This window comes from Enterobacter sp. 301B, from assembly GCF_003850715.1.
Taxonomy (GTDB): Bacteria; Pseudomonadota; Gammaproteobacteria; order Enterobacterales; family Enterobacteriaceae; genus Enterobacter; species Enterobacter intestinihominis.
Window position 1 is genome coordinate 215176 of record NZ_PQTC01000005.1, and the last position, 16110, is coordinate 231285.

The following is a 16110-nucleotide window of genomic DNA, read 5'->3' on the forward strand; positions in this document are numbered from 1 at the left end:
AGGCGGTTATTCAATTACAGACCTTTAATGTTCTCAGCTTCCAGCTCGTTGAAGTATTTCAGCGTTTTCACTTTCAGCTCCATGGTGGACGGTTCGTCACACACGACAACCGCTTTTGGATGCAACTGTAAGCAGCTAATCGTCCACATATGGTTCACGTTGCCTTCAACGGCAGCCTGAAGCGCTTGCGCTTTCACTGCGCCCAGTACCAGAATCATCACTTCTTCGGCATCCAGCAGTGTACCCACACCCACGGTCAGCGCGTATTTCGGCACCTGATTGACGTCGCCGTCAAAGAAGCGGGAGTTAGCCACACGCGTGTCATGGGTCAACGTTTTAATACGGGTACGGGAAGCCAGTGAAGATGCCGGTTCGTTGAACGCGATATGACCATCGTTGCCTACGCCGCCCATAAACAGGTGGATTTTACCGTAGGAACGGATTTTTTCTTCATACTGACGGCATTCTGCGTCAATATCAGGCGCGTTTCCATTCAGCAGGTTAATGTTTTCAGCCGGAATATCAACGTGATCGAAGAAATTACGGTGCATAAAGCTGTGGTAACTTTCCGGATGTTCCTTTGGCAGGCCGACATATTCGTCCATGTTGAAGGTCACAACATGTTTAAAGCTAACCTGGCCCGCTTTGTGCATTTCAACCAAAGCCTTATATGCGGTCAGGGGAGTTCCACCGGTTGGAAGACCGAGTACGAAAGGACGATCGGCTGTTGGTTTGAACGCGTTGATGCGGTTAACGATATGACGAGCAGCCCATTTTCCGACTTGTTCAGCTGTTGCCAGGGGAATCAGTCTCATTATTCACCTCTAAAGTTTAAGTAAAAGTGGGCGGATGATTAGTGCAACCTGAACTAAGCGTAACCTGGAACCTTTCAGGCCGGATCAATCCGTCTTGATTTTTTGAATGATAAAATAAGTTTTCGTGGTTAGCCAGTGAAAGGGAGGGTTTAATACGATATTTGGTGACAATAATCACAAAAAATAGGTGTTTAATTTGCGATACGAATTAATTTTTCACACACTCACACTGCCAGTGAATCATCAACAGTATCTATCGTTCGTGACACAATAAAAACATAGTTTATGCGCGAGTCTTAACAAAGGGTCTCGTAGGGGGAATAGGATGAATATTTTAGGTTTTTTCCAGCGCCTCGGTAGGGCTTTGCAGCTCCCTATCGCCGTGCTACCGGTTGCAGCGTTGCTGCTGCGATTCGGGCAACCCGATCTTCTTAATGTGCCGTTTATTGCCCAGGCAGGCGGCGCCATTTTTGACAACCTTGCGCTGATTTTCGCCATCGGCGTGGCGTCAAGCTGGTCAAAAGACAGCGCCGGTGCTGCGGCACTGGCAGGGGCGGTAGGTTACTTCATCCTCACGAAAGCGATGGTAACCATCAACCCGGAAATCAACATGGGTGTACTGGCGGGTATCATTACCGGTCTGGTCGGTGGCGCCGTGTACAACCGCTGGGCGGGTATCAAACTGCCTGACTTCCTGAGCTTCTTCGGCGGTAAACGTTTTGTGCCGATTGCGACGGGCTTTTTCTGTCTGATCCTCGCCGCCATCTTTGGCTACGTTTGGCCACCGGTTCAGCATGCTATCCATGCGGGTGGCGAGTGGATCGTATCTGCGGGCGCAATGGGCGCGGGCATCTTCGGTTTCATTAACCGTCTGCTGATCCCAACCGGTCTGCATCAGGTACTGAACACCATCGCCTGGTTCCAGATTGGTGAGTTCACCAACGCGGCTGGCGCGGTATTCCACGGTGATATCAACCGCTTCTACGCAGGTGACGGCACCGCGGGCATGTTCATGTCCGGCTTCTTCCCAATCATGATGTTTGGTCTGCCTGGCGCCGCGCTGGCAATGTACCTGGCTGCGCCGAAAGCGCGTCGCCCAATGGTTGGCGGGATGCTGCTGTCCGTTGCGATCACCGCCTTCCTGACCGGCGTGACCGAGCCACTGGAATTCCTGTTCATGTTCCTGGCTCCGCTGCTGTATCTGATGCACGCGATCCTGACCGGTATCAGCCTGTTCGTTGCCACCCTTCTGGGTATCCATGCAGGCTTCTCCTTCTCCGCAGGCGCTATCGACTATGTGTTGATGTACAACCTGCCAGCGGCAAGCAGCAACGTCTGGATGCTGGTGGTGATGGGCCTGATCTTCTTCGTTATCTACTTCGTTCTGTTCAGCGCGGTTATTCGTATGTTTAATCTGAAGACGCCGGGCCGCGAAGATACGAAAGATGATGTTGTGACCAGTGAAGCCAACAGCAATACCGAAGAGGGTTTAACCCAGCTGGCAACTAGCTATATTGCCGCTGTGGGTGGCACCGACAACCTGAAAGCGATCGATGCCTGTATTACCCGTCTGCGTCTGACCGTGGGCGACTCCGCACGCGTGAGCGATGCAATGTGCAAACGCCTTGGTGCGTCTGGTGTGGTGAAGCTGAACAAACAAACCATCCAGGTTATCGTGGGTGCGAAAGCCGAATCTATCGGCGATGAAATGAAAAAAGTGGTTGCCCGTGGGCCGGTCGCTGCCGCCTCAACGGATAACGCGCCAGTGGCTGACGCGCCGGTTGCAAAACCGCAGGCTGTGCCAAATGCGGTGACCATCGCTGCGCTGGTTTCTCCGGTGACAGGTGACGTTGTTGCGCTTGAGCAGGTGCCTGACGAAGCGTTCGCCAGCAAAGCGGTCGGTGATGGCGTGGCGGTGAAACCAACGGACAAAACCGTGGTCTCTCCGGCAGCCGGTACTATCGTGAAAATCTTCAACACCAACCACGCGTTCTGCCTGGAAACGGAAAAAGGCGCGGAGATCGTTGTCCATATGGGTATCGATACCGTTGCGCTGAACGGTCAGGGCTTTACTCGCCTGGTGGAAGAGGGCGCTGAAGTGGCGGCAGGCCAGCCGATTCTGGAAATGGATCTGGAGTTCCTGAACGCCAACGCGCGCTCCATGATAAGCCCGGTAGTGTGCAGCAACATCGACGACTTCAGCGGTCTGGTGATCCAGGCGCAGGGGCAGGTAGTTGCAGGCCAAACGCCACTGTATGAGATTAAAGGCAAGTAATCGCTCCTGAGTAGAGTTATGCCTTTAGCGGCGGGGGATATCCTCCGCCGCTTTTTTTTGCAGCAATTGCCCCCATTATTTTCTTCCGGGACGTTTTAAGGGTTGTCACTACGTCCGGCTTATAAGATCATATGCCGTTATACGTTGTTTACGCTTTGAGGAATCCACGATGAGTGAGGCAGAAGCCCGCCCGAGTAACTTTATTCGTCAGATCATCGATGAAGATCTGGCCAGTGGTAAGCACACCACAGTCCACACGCGTTTCCCGCCGGAGCCAAATGGCTACCTGCACATTGGTCACGCCAAATCGATCTGCCTGAACTTTGGTATTGCGCAAGACTACCAGGGGCAGTGCAACCTGCGTTTCGATGACACCAACCCAGTAAAAGAAGACATCGAATACGTTGAGTCGATTAAAAACGACGTGCAATGGCTGGGCTTCAACTGGTCTGGCGATATCTGCTACTCCTCAGACTATTTCGATCAGCTGTATGCCTATGCGGTTGAACTGATTAACAAGGGTCTGGCATACGTCGACGAGCTCTCTGCTGACGAAATCCGTGAATACCGTGGTACGCTGACTCAGCCTGGTAAGAACAGTCCGTTCCGCGATCGTAGCGTGGAAGAGAACCTGGCGCTGTTTGAAAAAATGCGTGCCGGTGGCTTCGAAGAAGGTAAAGCGTGTCTGCGTGCCAAAATCGATATGGCGTCTCCGTTCATCGTGATGCGCGATCCGGTGCTGTACCGCATTAAGTTCGCAGAACACCACCAGACCGGTAACAAGTGGTGCATCTACCCGATGTACGACTTCACCCACTGCATCAGCGATGCGCTGGAAGGCATTACGCACTCTCTGTGCACGCTGGAATTCCAGGACAACCGTCGTCTGTACGACTGGGTGCTGGATAACATCACCATTCCTGTGCATCCGCGTCAGTACGAGTTCTCTCGTCTGAACCTGGAATACACCGTGATGTCCAAGCGTAAGCTGAACCTGCTGGTCACTGACAAGCACGTTGAAGGCTGGGACGACCCACGTATGCCGACCATCTCTGGCCTGCGTCGTCGTGGCTACACCTCCGCCTCCATTCGTGAGTTCTGCAAACGTATCGGCGTCACCAAGCAGGACAACACCATCGAAATGGCGTCTCTGGAATCCTGCATTCGTGAAGACCTGAACGAAAACGCGCCGCGCGCGATGGCGGTGATCGATCCAGTGAAACTGGTTATCGAAAACTATCCGCAGGGCGGGAGCGAACTGGTCTCTATGCCTAATCATCCGAACAAACCGGAAATGGGCACCCGCGACGTGCCGTTCAGCGGTGAAATCTGGATCGATCGTGCCGACTTCCGCGAAGAAGCGAACAAGCAGTACAAGCGTCTGGTGCTGGGCAAAGAAGTACGTCTGCGTAACGCCTATGTAATCAAAGCCGAGCGCGTAGAGAAAGATGCGGAAGGTAACATCACGACCATCTTCTGTACGTACGACGCAGAAACGCTGAGCAAAGATCCGGCGGATGGCCGTAAAGTGAAAGGTGTAATCCACTGGGTGAGCGCGCAGCATGCGCTGCCGGTTGAGATCCGTCTATACGACCGTCTGTTCAGCGTGCCTAACCCAGGCGCAGCGGAAGACTTCCTGGCGGTTATTAACCCTGAGTCGCTGATTATCAAGCAGGGGTATGCCGAGCCGTCTCTGAAAGCCGCTGAAGCCGGTAAAGCGCTCCAGTTCGAACGTGAGGGTTATTTCTGCCTGGACAGCCGTTACAGCACGGCAGAAAAACCGGTATTTAACCGTACCGTGGGTCTGCGTGATACCTGGACTAAGATCGGCGAATAATAACGCTGCTCTGGTCAATGAGAAACAAACGCCGCGTAATGCGGCGTTTTTTTATTTAACGATCATGTCGTTAAGCATCGGGATAATCTTTTAAAGCCAACATTCCAGGTCAATGTGGTGCTACTTATTTTATTTAAAAAAAGTTTGTTGTTTTCCAAAAACAGAAACGCTGAAAAATATATTCTCAATCTCAATGTTACTTACTGAAAATTAGCGTATTCCCCCGCCAGTACTCGCTTCACGGTAAATGTTACAAAGCACTACGAAATATGTGCTCTTCGTCATAATCCTGACTTTTGCCTGATTAAAAGCATTGATAATTCGCGTCGCGAAAAATAACCTAAAGACGGTAGTTAATTCGAGGGTATTTCTGACTACCCCTGACCATTTGGTCTTTTCTGTTTTTCGCCGTTTAAGGCGTTTTAATTCGTCAAAGAGGAATAATCTATGCGTACGTTCAGTGGCAAACGTAGTGCGCTGGCGCTGGCTATCGCCGGTGTGACAGCAATGTCGGGCCTGGTGGTTGCGCCAGAGGCAAAAGCAGCAGGTTTCATTGAAGATTCCACCCTTACGGGCGGTATTTATTACTGGCAACGTGAGCGTGACCGTAAAGACGTCACTGAAGATAAATACAAAACTAACCTCTCTCACTCGACCTGGAACGCCAACCTGGATTTCCAGTCGGGATATGCCGCCGATATGTTCGGGATCGATATTGCAGCGTTCACCGCAATTGAAATGGCCGAAAATGGCGACAGCGGCCATCCGAACGAAATTGCGTTTTCCTCCAGCAATAAAGCTTACGACGAAGACTGGTCCGGCGATAAAAGCGGAATCAGCCTGTATAAAGCGGCTGCAAAATTCAAATATGGCCCGGTCTGGGCGCGTGGTGGTTATATCCAGCCAACCGGTCAGACGCTGTTAGCGCCGCACTGGAGCTTTATGCCAGGTACCTATCAGGGCGCGGAAGCCGGTGCTAATTTTGACTACGGCGATGCGGGGGCGTTGAGCTTCTCCTATATGTGGACCAATGAGTACAAAGCGCCGTGGCACATTGAGATGGACAAGTTCTATCAAAACGATAAAAAAACCAAAGTTGATTATCTCCACTCGCTGGGGGCGAAGTACGACTTCAAAAACGATCTGGTGCTGGAAGCGGCTTTTGGTCAGGCTGAAGGCTATATCGATCAGTACTTTGCTAAAGCCAGCTACAAATTTGATATCGCAGGTAGCCCGCTGAGCACCAGCTATCAGTTCTACGGTACGCGCGACAAGGTCAGCGATGGCAGCGTAAATGATATTTATGACGGCACCGCGTGGTTACAGGCGCTGACCTTCGGCTACAAGGTGGGTCAGGTTGATTTGCGTCTGGAGGGTACATGGGTCAAGGCAGAAGGGCAGCAGGGCTACTTCCTGCAACGTATGACGCCAACCTACGCCTCTTCCAATGGTCGTCTGGATATCTGGTGGGATAATCGCTCTGACTTCAACGCCGACGGTGAAAAGGCGGTCTTCTTCGGCGCAATGTATGACCTGAAGAACTGGAACCTGCCTGGCTGGGCAGTGGGTGCGTCCTACGCGTACGCCTGGGACGCGAAGCCAGCGGATATGGCTACGCCAGACGCCTACTACGATCCGAACTACCGTCTGAAAGAGTCTTCATACAGTCTGGATGCGATTTACACCCTGCAGGAGGGGCGTGCGAAAGGCACGATGTTCAAACTGCACTTCACCCAGTATGACAACCACTCCGATATCCCGAGCTACGCGGGCGGTTACGGCAACATCTTCCAGGATGAGCGCGACGTGAAATTTATGGTCATTGCGCCATTTACCATCTTCTGATGAATGCTGCGGCGGGCTGTGTCCCGCCGTTATGGAGACTGAACATGATGAAAAAAAGGGTAATCGTTGCGCTGCTGGCATTCGGGCTGGTGGCGTGCGCGCAGGATCAGGCGCCGAAAGAAGACTCCCGTCTGAAAGAGGCGTATAGCGCTTGCATCAATACCGCACAAGGTTCACATGAGAAGATTGAAGCCTGTCAAAGCGTGCTGAACGAGCTAAAAAAAGACAAAGCCCATGAGCAATTCGCCACGCAGGAAAACGTTCGCGTGATGGATTACCAGGCCTGTATTCAGGCGCGTAAAACCGGTAACGATCAGGAAGTGGCGAAGCGTTGCGATAAGATTTGGGACGAGATTCGCAATAACAATAAATAAGTTGCTTTACGCCCGGTGGCGCTGCGCTTACCGGGCTTTTTCCAGGCAAAAAAAAGCCAACCTCACGGTTGGCTCAGAGTATGAACACTGACTTATTTTGCGTCGTGCGCATGTTCATTTTCGCGGCAATCCCCTTCAGCACAGTGACCGTACAGGTACAGGCTGTGGTTGGTCAGGCGGATGCCATGACGGGCGGCGATTTCACGCTGGCGTGATTCAATGGAATCATCGCTAAATTCAATGACCTTGCCACAGTCGAGGCAGATCAGGTGATCGTGGTGGTGCTGCTGAGTCAGCTCGAACACGGATTTACCGCCTTCGAAATTATGACGAGTAACAATGCCCGCGTCATCAAACTGGTTCAGCACACGATAGACGGTTGCCAGCCCAATCTCTTCACCCATATCGATAAGACGCTTATAAAGGTCTTCCGCACTGACATGGTGATTGTCTGGCCCCTGAAGCACTTCAAGGATTTTTAACCGAGGAAGCGTTACTTTCAGGCCAGCTTTCTTTAATGCGGTATTGTTGTCAGTCATGCGGAATCTGTCCTGTTGCTAAACGATTCACTTCAAAAGAAGAAGTGACAGAAAATGCACTTGGGATAATGCGTCTCATTATAGAACTGCCATGGCTAAATGAAAACTGCAAGTCTCAAGCAAAGTATGCTTATAAAAACGTGGTATCACCAACAAACTTGTTCGATGGCACCCACTTTTTACCAGGGGGATATTGTACAGGTCTGGACGAAAAAGTTAAAAGTTTGTAGCAATTAATTTAATCGGTTTTACCTGGACAACGGGCGCAACCGGAGTTGCGCCGCAGGGATATCAGGCGTTAAGGATATCGTCCAGGTTCAGTTCTTCACGAACCTGCTTAACCCATTTTTCTACACGCTCTGCGGTCAGCTCTGGCTGACGGTCTTCATCAATGGCAAGGCCAACGAAGTGATCGTCATCTGCCAGACCTTTGGAAGCTTCGAAGTGGTAACCCGCTGTTGGCCAGTGACCAACAATCGCCGCACCGCGCGGCTCAATGATGTCACGAATAGTGCCCAGCGCATCACAGAAATACTCAGCGTAGTCTTCCTGATCGCCACAGCCAAACAGGGCAACCAGCTTGCCGTTGAAGTCGACTTCTTCCAGCGTCGGGAAGAAATCGTCCCAGTCACACTGTGCTTCACCGTAGTACCAGGTCGGGATGCCCAGCAGCAGGATGTCATAGCCCTCGAGATCTTCTTTGCTGCTCTTGGCGATGTCATGCACATCAGCAACGTCTTTACCGAGCTGTTTTTGAATGTTTTTTGCGATATTTTCAGTATTGCCGGTATCACTGCCAAAGAAAATGCCGATGATTGCCATGAGTAAAATAACCTCTTGAAACTTAATGGTATGGTGGCGCAAATTGTCCACGGATAAGGGCAATAATAGCAGAACAGGCAACCCTGCGGAAACAGCTATCACGCAGGACTGCACTCTGTGCTACATGAAAAAGGTAATATTGGGGATTTTCTGACTCACGCCTTGCCGCGTAACGTCTCAAGCTGGGCGATCAGCATCTCTTCGATCAGTTCGCTGCGGCTGATGTTGCGCGCGTCAGCTAACTCGTTAAGCGCATCGACGGCATCGGCATTCAGCTTGAGTTCGACACGCTTAAGCCCACGATTTTTATCGCGTTTAAGCTGGTTGCGTTTATTGATACGCAGCTGTTCATCGCGCGAAAGCGGATTCGTTTTCGGTCGTCCCGGTCGACGCTCATTCGCGAACAGATCTAGTGTCGTACGGTCCGTTTGTTCTTTGGCCATGATTCTGAGACTTCGGGGGAAACACGCCGCCCTGCTAATGCCCGGGCGATAAGCGCGCCATCATACATCACCCAAATCCACACGCCAACGACTGGAAGCCCGGCGTCTTCCGGTCGCTGGCTTTTTAATCAATTCGCTGTATCAGTAAGATAGCGGCGAATGGCGCGCAGGACCGCATCCGGTTTTTCCGCGTGGACCCAGTGCCCGGCACCGGCGATGACGTGAGCGCGAGCCTGCGGAAATTGCGCCAGCAGCGTGTCACGGTACGCGTCAGTGACGTAAGGGGAGTTGCCGCCGCGAATAAAGAGGGTAGGGTGCGGCCAGGCGGGGACATTTTCCCACCCCACAATATGCGAATACTGATCCCACAGTACCGGGACGTTAAAGCGCCATTGTCCGTCAACAAAGGATTTCAGCAGGAACTGGACCACGCCTTCTTCATCGAGATGCTCGCGCATAACGGCTGCCGCCTGCTGGCGTGTGGAGACGCCTGACTCTGTCACAGCATTGATCGCAGCGAAAATCTCATCGTGACGGCGAACGTCGTAATTGACGGGCGCAACGTCAATGACCACCAGACCGGAAATTCGCTCAGGGGCCAGCGCTGTAAGCGCCATCACCGCTTTACCGCCCATTGAATGCCCGATGAGCGTCGCTTTCTGGATATTATTCGCATCGAGGGTGTCCCGCAGATCCTGCGCCATGGCTGCGTAGGTCATCTCCTCAGAGCGCCCTGAAAGACCGTGATTGCGCATATCAACCTGGAGGATCTCGTGATCGGTCACTAAATCGCGCGCCAGCACGCCCAGGTTATCCAGACTACCAAACAGGCCGTGAACCAGTACGATGGGAGAATTATTGTTCGGCGATTGTGCAGTTTGCGCTCGGGTATTCAATTTCATGGCAAAGTTCTTTTTTTAGGTTTGTCAGGTTAGGGTATCATGTTGACCATTCTGCCGCCCGGGGGCAAGGATCCAGTTTAATCTGACTTTTGCCGCCAACCTGGTTTGACGCTATCCGCTGTTGGGATTAGACCTTATAATCTCAACGACTTGTATTCAGATAAGATATCGCACTGGATTAAGATGAAAACAATCGAAGTTGATGACGAACTCTATCAGTATATTGCCAGCCAGACGCGGCATATTGGGGAGAGCGCGTCCGACATTTTACGGCGCATGCTTAAAATTTCCGCCGCCTCACAGCCCACTCCTGTCACAAAAGATGTTGTGTCTCAGCCGAGCGTTGTTGCACAAGTAAAACCTGCCGTCATGCCGGCAAAAGACAAAGTGCGCGCGATGCGCGAGCTGCTGCTGTCCGATGAATATGCAGAGCAGAAAAAGGCGGTTAACCGCTTTATGCTGGTGCTGTCTACACTTTACTCACTGGATAACAACGCATTTGCAGAAGCGACAGAGTCGCTGCACGGTCGCACGCGCGTTTACTTCGCAGGTGACGAGCATACCCTGCTGCAAAATGGCAACCAAACCAAACCCAAACATGTTCCCGGTACGCCATACTGGGTGATCACCAATACCAATACGGGCCGCAAGTGCAGCATGATCGAACATATCATGCAGTCCATGCAGTTCCCGGCGGAATTGATCGAAAAGGTTTGCGGTACAATTTAACCCTTGCATCAGAAGGACCAGGCAATGGCAAATCACAGCCGTGCAGGACAACCTGCACAACAACGCGATTTGATTAACGTCGCTCAACTGACCGCGCAGTACTACGTGCTGAAGCCGGTGGTGGGCAACGCAGAACACGCAGTGAAGTTTGGTACATCTGGCCACCGCGGCAGCGCGGCGCGCCATAGCTTTAACGAACCGCACATTCTGGCCATTGCTCAGGCCATCGCGGAAGAGCGCGCCAAAAATGGCGTCACCGGTCCGTGCTATGTTGGGAAAGATACCCACGCCCTGTCTGAACCTGCCTTTATCTCCGTGCTGGAAGTACTGGCGGCAAACGGCGTAGACGTGATTGTTCAGGAGAACAACGGTTTCACGCCAACGCCTGCGGTTTCTAACGCTATTCTGGTACATAACAAAAAAGGTGGCGCGCAGGCGGACGGTATTGTGATCACCCCGTCCCACAACCCACCGGAAGATGGCGGCATCAAGTACAACCCACCTAACGGTGGCCCGGCGGATACCAACGTCACGAAAGTGGTGGAAGATCGCGCCAACGCGTTACTGGCTAACGGTCTGAACGGCGTGAAGCGCATCTCGCTGGATGAAGCCATGGCGTCCGGCCACGTGAAAGAGCAGGATCTGGTGCAGCCGTTCGTGGAAGGGCTGGCGGATATCGTCGATATGGCCGCTATCCAGAAAGCCGGTCTGAAGCTGGGCGTGGATCCGCTGGGCGGCTCCGGTATTGAATACTGGAAACGCATTGCCGATCACTACAAGCTGGATCTGACCATCGTGAACGATCACGTCGATCAGACCTTCCGCTTTATGCACCTGGACAAAGACGGCGCGATCCGTATGGACTGCTCCTCCGAATGCGCGATGGCGGGCCTGCTGGCGCTGCGCGACAAGTTCGATCTGGCGTTTGCCAACGACCCGGACTACGACCGTCACGGTATCGTCACCCCGGCTGGGCTGATGAACCCGAACCACTACCTGGCTGTTGCGATTAACTATCTCTTCCAGCACCGTCCGCAGTGGGGCAAAGAGGTTGCGGTGGGTAAAACGCTGGTCTCTTCTGCCATGATTGACCGTGTGGTCGATGCGCTGGGCCGCAAGCTGGTGGAAGTGCCGGTGGGCTTCAAGTGGTTTGTTGACGGTCTGCACGACGGCAGCTTCGGCTTTGGTGGTGAAGAGAGCGCGGGGGCATCCTTCCTGCGCTTCGACGGCACCCCATGGTCAACCGATAAAGACGGCATCATCATGTGCCTGCTGGCGGCGGAAATCACCGCGGTTACCGGTAAGAACCCGCAGGAACATTACAACGACCTGGCAGCACGCTTTGGTGCGCCAAGCTATAACCGTATTCAGGCTGGCGCGACCTCTGCTCAGAAAGCCGCTCTGTCCAAACTCTCTCCGGAGATGGTCAGCGCAAGCACCCTGGCAGGTGACCCGATCACCGCGCGTCTGACGGCGGCACCGGGTAACGGCGCATCCATCGGCGGCCTGAAAGTGATGACCGAAAACGGCTGGTTCGCCGCGCGTCCATCCGGTACGGAAGATGCGTACAAAATCTATTGCGAAAGCTTCCTCGGCGCTGAGCACCGCCAGCAGATTGAGAAAGAAGCGGTAGAGATTGTCAGCGAAGTGCTGAAAAACGCGTAAGTGGTGTCTGGTGCGGGCTGATGCCCTCACCCCGGCCCTCTCCCACAGGGAGAGGGAGAAAACATTGATCTCGTAGGCCCGGTAAGCGTTAGCGCCACCGGGCTTCTTTTTTAACTATGCTTATTCTTCAGTTCAAATCTCGGCGATACCAGACCGTACAGCGTCCAGCCCATAAAGGTCACCATCGCGCCATACAGCATCGCCTCCTGACCGGACGAGTAGAGCGCATAGAAGCTGTAAATCGCCCCAATCAGCGCCACGATATTGGCCGCCCGGGCTTTGCGCGGATCCACCTTCGCCACCTTCTGAATAATCACCAGTGCCGCCATCGACAGAATGTACGGAATGATGTTCGTCACCACCGCCAGGTTGACCAGCACGTTAAACTGGCTGTTCAGTGACGGGCTGATGGTCATCAGCGACAAACCGCTCTGGAAAATCACAATCGCCAGCATACCCTGTACCGGCGCATCCGCTTTGGTGACGCGGGAGAAGATTTTCGGGAAATAACCTTCGTCAGCGGAGGATTTGAATACCTGGGCGATGGTGAACTGCCAGCCCAGCAGCGAGCCGCAGCAGGACATCACCATCAGTCCCATGATCACTTTCCCTACCTCTGGCGTAAACATCTGCGCAAACGCCAGCCCGAACGGCGCCGTGGAGTTGGCGAGATCCATGTTGGGCACAATTCCCGCAATCACGTTGGTTGAGACGATATAGATCACCGCCGCCCCCAGCGTCCCGCCGAGTACCGCGATCGGCACGTTCTTTTCCGGGTTTTCCACCACTTCCGCATTCGCACAGGCTGACTCCAGCCCGAGGAAAGCCCATAGCGTCATGGCGATGGATGATCCCACGGCGGTGAAGAACGGTACGTGATGCGGGTTCCAGGAATTGGCGTACAGCGTCGGGCTGAACCAGAACCAGCCGATGATGCACAGACCGACAACCGGAATGATCACGCCCCAGACGGTGATGCTGCTGAGTTGTCCGGTGATGCGCGCGCCGCCAAAGTTGGCGACGGTGCAGATCCACAGCACGCCGATGGTCGCCAGCCCAATCTGCACCGGGGTCAGCGTCGCGCCAAACAGCTCCGTACCGTAACCGACAGCGGAAATGGCAATCGCCACGTTGGCGATCAGCAGCGACACGCCGTAGGTGTAGTTGGCCATAAAGTTGCCCGACTTGCCAAACGCATATTCGGCATAGCCGCCCATGCCGCCAGACTTACGGCTGAACATCCCGCACTTGGCAAACGCCCACGCCAGCGCCATTGAGCCGACTGCCGTTACCAGCCAGGAGATAATCGAAATCGTCCCCACTTCAGCGAGCTTGGTGGGCAGCATGATGATCCCGGACCCCATCATATTCACCATGGTGAGGATAGTGAGTTGTACCACGCCCATCTTGTTGGACTTACTCATAATTTTTCTCCCTTCAGCAGAGACGGCTGAGCGGCGGGTTGTTTAATGACGTAGCAGCGCACCTGTTTGCGCCCGTCACACTCCTCGACGTAAACCCCCTGTAACTCCGGCGCAAAGCCCGGCAGCAGATTGATCCCGTCTTCCAGCGCGGCGAAATAGCGCAGCACGGAACCGCCCCAGACTTCCCCCGGAACCACGCACAACACCCCCGGTGGGTAAGGCAGCGCGCCTTCCGCGGCGATACGGCCTTCCGCGTCGCGCAGTGACACCAGCTCGACCTCACCGCGCAGATAGGCATAGTTCGCCTCCTGCGGGTTCATCATGACGCGCGGGAAGTGAGACTTGCGGAACATCTCTTTCTGCAACTGCTTCACGTTATGGCGGGCGTAGAGGTCGTGCATCTCCTGACAAATCTGACGCAGGGAATAATCCGCATAACGTTCCGGATGTTGCTTATAAAGAGAGGGCAGAACCTCTTTCAGCGGCACATCGCTCTGGAGCAGTTTTTCGAAGCGCACCAGCTGGGCGACGAGCTGCTGCAATTTGCCCATGTCCTCCGCCGGGGTGAGCAGGAACAGAATGGAATTGAGGTCGCATTTTTCCGGCACGATGCCGTTTTCACGCAGGAAGTTGGCGAGGATGGTGGCGGGCACGCCGAAATCATCATACTCGCCGGTGCAGGCGTTGATGCCTGGCGTGGTCAGCAGCAGTTTGCAGGGATCAATAAAATACTGATGCTCGGCATATCCCTCAAAGGCGTGCCAGCGTTCGCCCGGAACGAAATGGAAGAAGCGCAGATCGGTGGCGATCTCCGCCGTATCCCAGCTTTCCCACGGACGGCCATCCACCATCTCCGGCACGAACGGGCGAATAAACTGACAGTTCTGAAGGATCAGTTTTCGCGCTTCGATACCCGTCACCACGCAGTCCATCCACATGTTGCGCCCACTTTGCCCGTCGTGCATGCGGGCGTTGATATCCAGGGCGGCAAACAGCGGATAAAACGGGCTGGTGGAGGCGTGCATCATAAAGGCGTTGTTGAGGCGCTTATGCGGAACATAGCGCGGCTGGCCTTTTATGTGGCTGTCCTTCTTATGGATTTGCGAGGTTTGCGAGAAGCCCGCCTGCTGCTTATGCACCGATTGGGTAACCAGAATGCCCGGATCGTTTTCGTTCAGCTCCAGCAGCAGCGGCGAGCAGTCGGCCATCATCGGGATAAACTGCTCGTAACCCACCCAGGCGGAGTCAAACAGGATGTAATCGCACAGGTGACCAATCTTATCCACCACCTGACGGGCGTTATAAATGGTACCGTCGTAGGTGCCCAGCTGGATCACCGCCAGACGGAAGGGACGTTCATCCCGCGCGCGACCAGGCGCGACCTCTGACACCAGTTCCCGCAGGTAACTCTCGTCGAAACAGTGTGCGTCAATACCGCCGATAAACCCGTACGGGTTGCGCGCTGTTTCCAGATACACCGGCGTCGCTCCCGCCTGTAACAGCGCCCCGTGGTGGTTAGATTTATGGTTATTGCGATCGAACAGCACCAGATCGCCTGGCGTGAGCAGGGCATTGAGCACCACCTTATTGGAAGAGGAGGTGCCGTTCAGCACGAAGTAGGTTTTATCCGCATTAAAGACTTTTGCCGCATGCTGTTGGGCGATGCATGGCGCACCTTCATGGATCAGCAGATCGCCCATTGCCACGTCGGCATTGCACAGATCGGCGCGGAAAAGCGTTTCGCCAAAGAAATCGACAAACTGGTTTCCGGCCGGATGGCGGCGGAAGAACTGGCCTCCCTGATGTCCGGGGCAGTCAAACGCGCTGTTCCCCTGCTGGACGTAATCGACCAGCGCGCGGAAGAACGGCGGACGGAGCTGGGTTTCGTACTTCTGCGCAGCCGCTTCAAGCTGGCGTCCGTAGTACGCATTGCTGGTGTCGGAGTACTCAAAAACGCCGTGAATACGCGACAAAAATTCAGCCGGAACCCTTTCTTCTTTATGCGTGGCAATAAACACCGGAATACCGAATCCCGTGGCTTCTATTTCTTCTATGGCGCCATTGAAAATATCACTGACGGCCAGAACCACGGCTGCCACATCAGTATAATCCGATGCGGTGATATCCACGATCTCGCGCGAAGTGGTAAAGCATTCAGGGCAGGCACGGCTGACGGCAATTTTTAACGTTTTCATCTTTATCTCTTTATTTCAGGCAATATGGGTCCCTCGACTTCTTGCGGTAAAGAAATCGATTTTTTCCGGAAAAAAAGCAAAGCGTGTCCGCTGATACGAAATCAGTTAATTGCTTTTTTGCTGAGTAGAATTCAGTCCGCCCGGTTGCGGAGAATCTGAATCACAAGGAATGAGCGCAGGTGTTCACAGGCAACAGCCTGTAAAATAGCGTTTTTCAGGATAACCTGTAAGCAGATGCGCCAGAA

At 53.7% G+C, this 16110-nt stretch carries 13 protein-coding genes and 1 pseudogene; 6 read left to right on the forward strand and 8 right to left on the reverse strand.

What is annotated here, in order from left to right:
• Positions 1-14: 14 nt before the first annotated feature.
• Positions 15-815: a glucosamine-6-phosphate deaminase gene (gene nagB / locus C3451_RS07995; protein WP_003858663.1), complete on the reverse strand. Its 801-nt coding sequence runs from the start codon at positions 813-815 to the stop codon at positions 15-17.
• A gap of 325 nt (positions 816-1140) precedes the next feature.
• On the opposite strand from nagB, the gene nagE reads away from it, so the two are divergent.
• The gene (gene nagE, locus C3451_RS08000) at positions 1141-3090 is read left to right on the forward strand and encodes a PTS N-acetyl glucosamine transporter subunit IIABC (RefSeq protein ID WP_022647444.1); all 1950 of its coding nucleotides are present in this window, start codon (positions 1141-1143) and stop codon (positions 3088-3090) included.
• Between the two features lie 169 nt (positions 3091-3259).
• Positions 3260-4927, forward strand: a complete 1668-nt coding sequence (gene glnS / locus C3451_RS08005; RefSeq protein ID WP_063139242.1) for a glutamine--tRNA ligase — start codon at positions 3260-3262, stop codon at positions 4925-4927.
• Positions 4928-5188: 261 nt separating this feature from the next.
• On the opposite strand, the pseudogene C3451_RS24500 reads toward glnS, so the two are convergent.
• Positions 5189-5287 (reverse strand): annotated as a pseudogene (locus tag C3451_RS24500) (methionine synthase); the annotation flags it as partial.
• A gap of 87 nt (positions 5288-5374) precedes the next feature.
• Here C3451_RS24500 and chiP point away from each other — a divergent pair.
• Together chiP and chiQ are read left to right on the forward strand one after the other, a co-directional pair.
• Positions 5375-6772 (forward strand): chitoporin, encoded by a 1398-nt coding sequence (gene chiP, locus C3451_RS08015; protein ID WP_017694280.1) that lies wholly within the window; start codon positions 5375-5377, stop codon positions 6770-6772.
• A gap of 47 nt (positions 6773-6819) precedes the next feature.
• Positions 6820-7146 (forward strand): ChiQ/YbfN family lipoprotein, encoded by a 327-nt coding sequence (gene chiQ, locus C3451_RS08020; RefSeq protein WP_045621826.1) that lies wholly within the window; start codon positions 6820-6822, stop codon positions 7144-7146.
• A 92-nt stretch (positions 7147-7238) separates the two neighbouring features.
• Here the strand turns inward: chiQ and fur are convergent, their stop codons facing one another.
• The 4 genes from fur to ybfF form a co-directional block, all read right to left on the reverse strand.
• Entirely contained in the window at positions 7239-7685 is a 447-nt protein-coding gene (gene fur / locus C3451_RS08025) for a ferric iron uptake transcriptional regulator (RefSeq protein ID WP_003858655.1), read from the reverse strand.
• 291 nt (positions 7686-7976) lie between these two features.
• On the reverse strand, positions 7977-8507 hold the full coding sequence (gene fldA, locus C3451_RS08035) for a flavodoxin FldA (protein ID WP_003858653.1): 531 nt from the start codon (positions 8505-8507) through the stop codon (positions 7977-7979).
• A 155-nt stretch (positions 8508-8662) separates the two neighbouring features.
• Positions 8663-8950, reverse strand: a complete 288-nt coding sequence (gene ybfE, locus C3451_RS08040; RefSeq protein WP_003858652.1) for a LexA regulated protein — start codon at positions 8948-8950, stop codon at positions 8663-8665.
• Between the two features lie 128 nt (positions 8951-9078).
• Positions 9079-9852 (reverse strand): esterase, encoded by a 774-nt coding sequence (gene ybfF, locus C3451_RS08045; protein WP_022647446.1) that lies wholly within the window; start codon positions 9850-9852, stop codon positions 9079-9081.
• A gap of 183 nt (positions 9853-10035) precedes the next feature.
• On the opposite strand from ybfF, the gene seqA reads away from it, so the two are divergent.
• The gene (seqA, locus tag C3451_RS08050) at positions 10036-10581 is read left to right on the forward strand and encodes a replication initiation negative regulator SeqA (protein ID WP_045621789.1); all 546 of its coding nucleotides are present in this window, start codon (positions 10036-10038) and stop codon (positions 10579-10581) included.
• 24 nt (positions 10582-10605) lie between these two features.
• Positions 10606-12246 carry a phosphoglucomutase (alpha-D-glucose-1,6-bisphosphate-dependent) gene (gene pgm, locus C3451_RS08055; RefSeq protein ID WP_045621787.1) on the forward strand — a complete coding sequence of 547 codons (1641 nt, stop codon included), beginning with the start codon at positions 10606-10608 and terminating at the stop codon, positions 12244-12246.
• Positions 12247-12356: 110 nt separating this feature from the next.
• On the opposite strand, the gene potE is transcribed toward pgm, so the two are convergent.
• Positions 12357-13670 (reverse strand): putrescine-ornithine antiporter, encoded by a 1314-nt coding sequence (potE, locus tag C3451_RS08060; RefSeq protein WP_022647448.1) that lies wholly within the window; start codon positions 13668-13670, stop codon positions 12357-12359.
• On the reverse strand, positions 13667-15865 hold the full coding sequence (gene speF / locus C3451_RS08065) for an ornithine decarboxylase SpeF (protein WP_045621785.1): 2199 nt from the start codon (positions 15863-15865) through the stop codon (positions 13667-13669). Before speF ends, potE begins: the two co-directional genes overlap by 4 nt.
• Between the last annotated feature and the right edge of the window lie 245 nt (positions 15866-16110).